Here is a 6153-nt window from a genome sequence, read left to right on the forward strand (position 1 = left end):
GTAATGTTGACCTCATCACTGTCACCAGAGGTTAGCGCTGCCCACTCATCAGGGAAGTTATAAGCGATGTCAAAGAAGCTGGTAGCGTTGTAGGGTTTGAGCACGCCTTTGACTTCATTGGCAAATCGAGTGCCACCCTGTTTGGCGGTATAGCGTAACTTAATTGTGACATCCAGCAAATCAGCCGGATTGTAAGACCCCTTTTTGCCATTGAGCTCCAACCGCCAGGTAGAGACGGCTCCTGTACCTTCAAACGGCAGATACCGTTCATCTCCAAAGTTCAGCTCAAACATACCGCTGTTCTCGGTGTACTGGTCAACGTGAGACAGGGCAATTTGCTGGCTAGCCCGCCAGTTAGCTCGCACGTTCGGGGTAGACTCATTGGCAGGATCGATCAGGTGTTTCACCGCTTTGATGTCAGTATCCATCACCAGTTTGCTGCTGAGTTGGGTCAAGGTTGCGTTCACGCTTTGTCCTTCACCGATATCAAAGGCAAGGGATACGGATTTGATCTGGCGGTTGTAATGACCGGGGAAGTCGTAGTCAAGTAACTCTTCGCTCAGGCGGAAGGTGCAAGCCCCTTGAGTCTTTAAAGCTAATAGCGCCAAAGGATCCAGTTCCAACAAAGAGATATTCTTTGTAATTTCCAGGCGGCGACTGTCGGTTTCAGCGTAGGCTTTTTCCATTCGATCGAGATCCAGTTCTAGAGAGTACCCAGCGAGCAGCCCTTTACGTTGGCTATCCCAGTACATCCCCGTGATGTAGTTGACTTTACCTGCCTGGAGTCCTTTCTCAAAGATGAACGACTGCTCCGCTTGCTTGGCGTAGTCGTGCGCCAGTTTAAAGGTTTGGAAAAATAGACCGGAGAGTTTACCGCTCATCCAGTTATAAAGCTCTGCATTCGAGAACTTGCTCTTCATAAACTGGGCGATCGCCTTGCTATTTTCAATCTCCTTTTTGTGCATCAGCAACTCTTGCTTTGCCATTGCAATACGGCAGATTTGGGCATCAATTTGATGAGCAAGTTGCGTCATCTCCCAAGTAGCCATTTTCTTTTGCAAATCCCAATCTTCAGTGGAACGCTTGAATTGTCCTACGACTCCAGCTGCCTCTCCACCCATGCTTAGCCCTTCTGCCAAAGATTCTTTAGCTTCCCCAAACTCAGCTAACATAGCACCAACGTTTTGCCCACCGGACGTGACACCAAAGCTAAAGGGACCGGCTGTAAATTGTGGAAGGACATAGGACAAACCACTAACAACCTTGCTTAACACCGCTATACCATACACGCTGGCTGCCGCACCCATCATCGCGATTTGAATACGCTCTTCAGGCAAATAACCAGCATCAATTAACTTGGTGTAGTGATTCAGCTGATCTTGAGCCCGAAGCTTGCTTGTCTCCATATCTTGCAAGGAGTTTTCTGCTTCTTGAATTTGCTGATCTTTTAGCACTGTAACCAGATCGAGCATCATTTCCTCCTGCGTATGTTGCAGCAGGCTGAGTTCTTCGGAGTCTTGCTTCTCTAATGCTGAGAGCAGAGTATCACTCAAGTTTTTTAGCTTGCCCGCCAGATCTTGGGCTTTCGCCATGAGCGTATCAAACCGGTAATCTGATACATTCACCATACCGCCTGCCATCGCTGCTGCTGCTATTCCTCCCTTACTCGCCGCGGCAGCAACCAGTGCCATCGGATCGATCGGCGGCTGGAACAAAGGCAGTGGTTGAGCCACACCATCGATGTTCAGACAGGCACGAATTTTTGCAAGGCGGTCTTCCACCCGCGTCCAATACTCGGTAAAGAGTTCGTTCTCCTTAATGAAAAAGTAAGGATTTGTAATGGTATCAAACTGAGTTGCAGCAAAACTCAGGCTCTGTTCGTAAGGGACAATACTACTGCTTGTAGAGCTGTTTTCCAGGTCAATCAAAAAGTCGTAGTCTTCTTTAACATTGCCTGTATTGCCCGTATAGTGCTTAAAGTCTTTGTAGGCTTTCGTGGGACTTAGAACGACCTGTCCCATGTTCTTTGGTTTTTCACCTAAAAGGTCATGAGCCAGAATGTAGAGCATCCTTGCTTCTTGAATGGATTCTCGGGTGTATTGCCGGAAGAGTATGTCACCCCAATCCAGTAAGTTATCGATGTAGCTCATGACGATCGCTTTACGATACGCCAGGGGACGCAGTGCTGCAATTGCATGTGGATCAAACGGATCTTCTAAATAAACAGCGAGTTGTGCGTCGTAGTTACCCATCAGGTCAATGCGATAATCAAGCTGTTTGATAATCTCCAATACTTCCTGCATTTCACTTTGCCACCTCACCAAAAGCGGGTTATTGCTACTGATGGTGGCGGCACTTGTATTGAGATTGTCAATGGCAGATTCCAGAGTGATAAAGGCAGACCATCGGGTAATGTCGGCGAGTTTATAGCTAAACTCTATGGCTGATGTAATGTCGTGGATAAGTGTTGCCTTTTTCGTGGCTGTGAGTGTCTGAGTGTTGAACGCTTCACGTAATTCTCTAGTCAGCGTTTCATTGTTTGAAAAATCCACACTCCTATCAACGACCCTTTGCTCAAGTTTGTCAAAAATGCGAACGTGATAAGAATCTCCGATTTTCGCAACTATCACTAAACCCTTCCCATTTGGTTCAAGGGCATTGATATTAGCAACGGTCTTCAGCTTTAGGTCATAAGTCTCGTAAAAAGTGATATCTGTTTTACCCAAAAAGACTTCCTGATAAAATACCAATTTTGCCGCAAGGCTTGACAACGCTTCACGGGCAGCGATTACCGTACTATGGCTGTGTTCATCCCCATCGGTATTCTTGGTGCGGGTTAAGGCATCAAAGGCATCTAGGTCATTACTGAGGGTAGAGATCAGCGCATTTGGGTCAGCAGCCAGGAAGGGCAAAAACTTCCAGTAATCCGAGGTTTCTGTCGGATCGAAAATATATTCGTACCACTGTTTGGCGTACTCAAATTGCTGATTGGTGTTGAGGGTCTGTGCAATCAGGAAGGGAGCGTGGAAGAATACCTCCCAGTAGTACATGCCGTTGGCACTATTAAAGTCGAGGTGGTTGTTTGTCGGTTCTGTATCGAACTTGTCTGAGTTCAGTTGAATATTGCGCGGTTTTGGATCATTAAAGCTGATGGTCGGAACCTCGTCCATTTCCTGAGTTGACATTTGCAACAGGTTCTTAATGCCACCCACAAACAGCAGTTGATTAAGTACTTCAGCAGTGCTAGAAGTCAGACGAATGATCTCGTACTTGACGCTGTCAAATTCGTAGGGTTTGGGTTCATTCGCATCGCTCATGTTATAAGAGATGGAGCGATCGCCTTGAATCAGATACAAGGTTTTCTTGCCACTAGCATCAGTATGCTGAAACGCAGCATCAGGACCAAACCTTCGAATGTCTGAGGGAATATTGCCCCAACTACCGGCAATTGACGACTTTTTACTGAGTTCGGTAGGTTCATGAACATTTTCACCTAGACGAAAATACTCCGTGCCCGAGAATAGATAAACGTGTTTATTTAAGACAAAAGCTGCATTGATAAAATTGTCAAAATTGACAGACGCACGGGGATAATCATTATGGATGTAGCGAGGAATCGGGTCATTGTTACCAGCACTCGATTGCAAAGTGTAGCGATAATATTCAGTTCCTTTTTTACCACCAACTTCAGTATCGACAAGCAGATATAAATTACCACCCGATAGGTAAGCTGCATTGACTTTCTGAGTTTTCTCCAGGTTTGTTAGGAATACTCCCCAAACCCCTACTGTCGTTCCAGTCGCTGCTGTGTCACTCCGGTAATATGCACAGGTGCTGTTGTTAAACAAATAGGAAATGTATTGACTCTCAGCAGTAGGATCTGGCGAAGTAAATGCTGCATCAAGCTGTGTCCATTGCGGAAAGCCTTCATTGTTGGTGGATAGTTGTTTGGGATAGCCAGTGTCTGCCGTGCCGCTAAATTCGCCATCTGCTGTAGGAGTAAACCGCAGGTATTGGTTGCCGCAGAATAAGTACAATGCGTTGGTAACACCCAAATTATTTGCACCGATAAAAGCAGTATCAACTCGGTTGTATCGCCAAATTGCATTGACAGGAGCGGTGCCGAGACAAACAGATGCTCTGAGATCAAAAATATCTCTACTTTCAGAGCTATCCTTCAACTGGGCAAGAATTTCAGGGAGCCTCTGGGTGTTATCAAACAGGTGGAATGTATTCGTATCAGTGATGATAATTAGGTAGTTACTGTTGGCAGTGGTAAAGGCTCCTGTGATCGTCACATCTGTGTTGTAGAGCGTAGAAACATCAAAGCCGTATTCTTCGTCAAGCTCACCCCTGACGATTCGATCGTTCGACTGCCCTAAAACCCTATCCAACCCACTATTGCCACCAAAGTCTACAGACTCATACTGATAATTACTAGATGTACCCGTTCTCCTCCAGGCTCTCGCAAAGCTTTTACCGTTGTTGCTGATGCGACCATACTCACTGTAGAAAGCGAGGTAGTATACAGTGTGATTTGCATCGCTATAGCTAAAGCCAGAGGTCCAGTTCTGGTCATCCTGGTTGCCCTCAAAAGGACCTGGCGCTGAGTCCTGGCTGTTGCCATCCTTCACATAGTAGCGATCGCCACTGGCGTTAACGACCCAGATACCCCCATCAATCACCATCATGTTGGTCAACTTATTGCCTTGACGCTCAACATTGTCAACTGAGCTGCCAAAGAGGCTTTCTAGAACCATCTTAACTGTAGTATGCTCCTTTTGAGTGCTTTGAATGTTGTCGCCGATCGTCGTATAAACGGTATACAAGTCGTCGTTGGTTATCGGATCTCTGTGAATGACATGTAGCTCACGATTAAAGACAACTGCTCCTAAGATTGCACTGCCTAGTGCGTCGCCTCTAGAGTGACCAAAACTGTGACGAATTGAGCCCTGTGATGTACCAAAATCACTGCGCAATACCTCCCCTAAATCATTGTTAAACCAGAAGTGAACCCCATTGATATTCGTAAAGCCAGCATCAATCTTGCTCCAATTGCTAGGCAAATTACTAATCAGTATTGACAGGGCGTAGGGTTTTCTAACCAAGCTATCAAAAGACGCTCCATCGTATTCGTAAATCTGTTCATTGAGTGTCAGATAGCTACAACCATTGATGACAAAAGCCGAATCAACAATACCTCCGATTTCCATCTCGCTTGGGGCATCAATTCCCCATCGGTTTCTGATAGGCTCGGCAGTGGGAGTCGTTGTGCGATCAGCAGAGGTTTTGATGTAGGTCTGATTGTCCAGAAAATAGTAAATATCTTGCTCTACCTGTACTGCAGCCGTGATATGAGCACCAGGCATTGTACGCAGTCCAGGCAGGTTTTTTGGTCTGGCGAGCTGAGTATTACTGGATAGTGCGCTCGCATCTGGCTTAACCAAGAAGCCACATCCCTTATGGTTATAGGCAAACCAAGGGCCATCCATTGAGTTGTCACTGTAGTTAAGCTTTACGATATTGGCATCTTCGATCTTTTTAGGGGCAACAAACTCATTAGGGAAAAGCTCTTTGAACATGATCTGACCCCGGTTGTCAATGGTTTGCTGCGTCGCCTTCTGCGAATACAGCTCGGGCATCAGGTTAAACGCTCGGTAATTGAGTTTGCGTCCCTCTTGAGTAGCCGTTTCACTCAGGTAAAAGCGCACAGTGATGTGGATGTTTTCATATGTATAGTTGGTTGCAGCCTGCTTTAGCTTAGTAGAGTTCTCAACGAAAAGTTCCACATCGGAAATAAACTGGTTTGGGAACGTTAACTCTGCAATATCATTAAACGTCGTTTTCAGGGTTTGGGGTTGTGTCCAGCGTTTGTTGAGGTTGTAGAAGGAAAAATAGACCTTGATTTCTCTGACAATCTCGACTGAGGAAGACACTTCTTTTTTGCCACCGCTATCGGGTACGTCTTTAACCACCACACTTCCTGCAGATGGATCTTTTGCCGTTTCGTCTAATGCCGTCCAGAACACAAACACCCGGTTAAACGCAAAGACTGGCTCTACGCGGGTCGCTTTGATGCTAATGTCTAATTCTTCCCAGGGCTCCCAGACAGCCACAGTACTATCACCGTTCACAAACGTGCCAAAGCGGTAG

Annotated in this window: 1 protein-coding gene; it reads right to left on the reverse strand. The window is 46.2% G+C overall.

Features of this window, described 5'->3' with window-relative positions:
- Positions 1 to 6116: Tc toxin subunit A-related protein (locus H6F80_RS28585; protein ID WP_347277942.1), on the reverse strand; the 6116-nt coding region annotated here is incomplete at its 3' end.
- Positions 6117 to 6153: the final 37 nt, after the last annotated feature.

Source organism: Leptolyngbya sp. FACHB-711 (genome assembly GCF_014695615.1).
Lineage (GTDB): Bacteria > Cyanobacteriota > Cyanobacteriia > Elainellales > Elainellaceae > Leptolyngbya_A.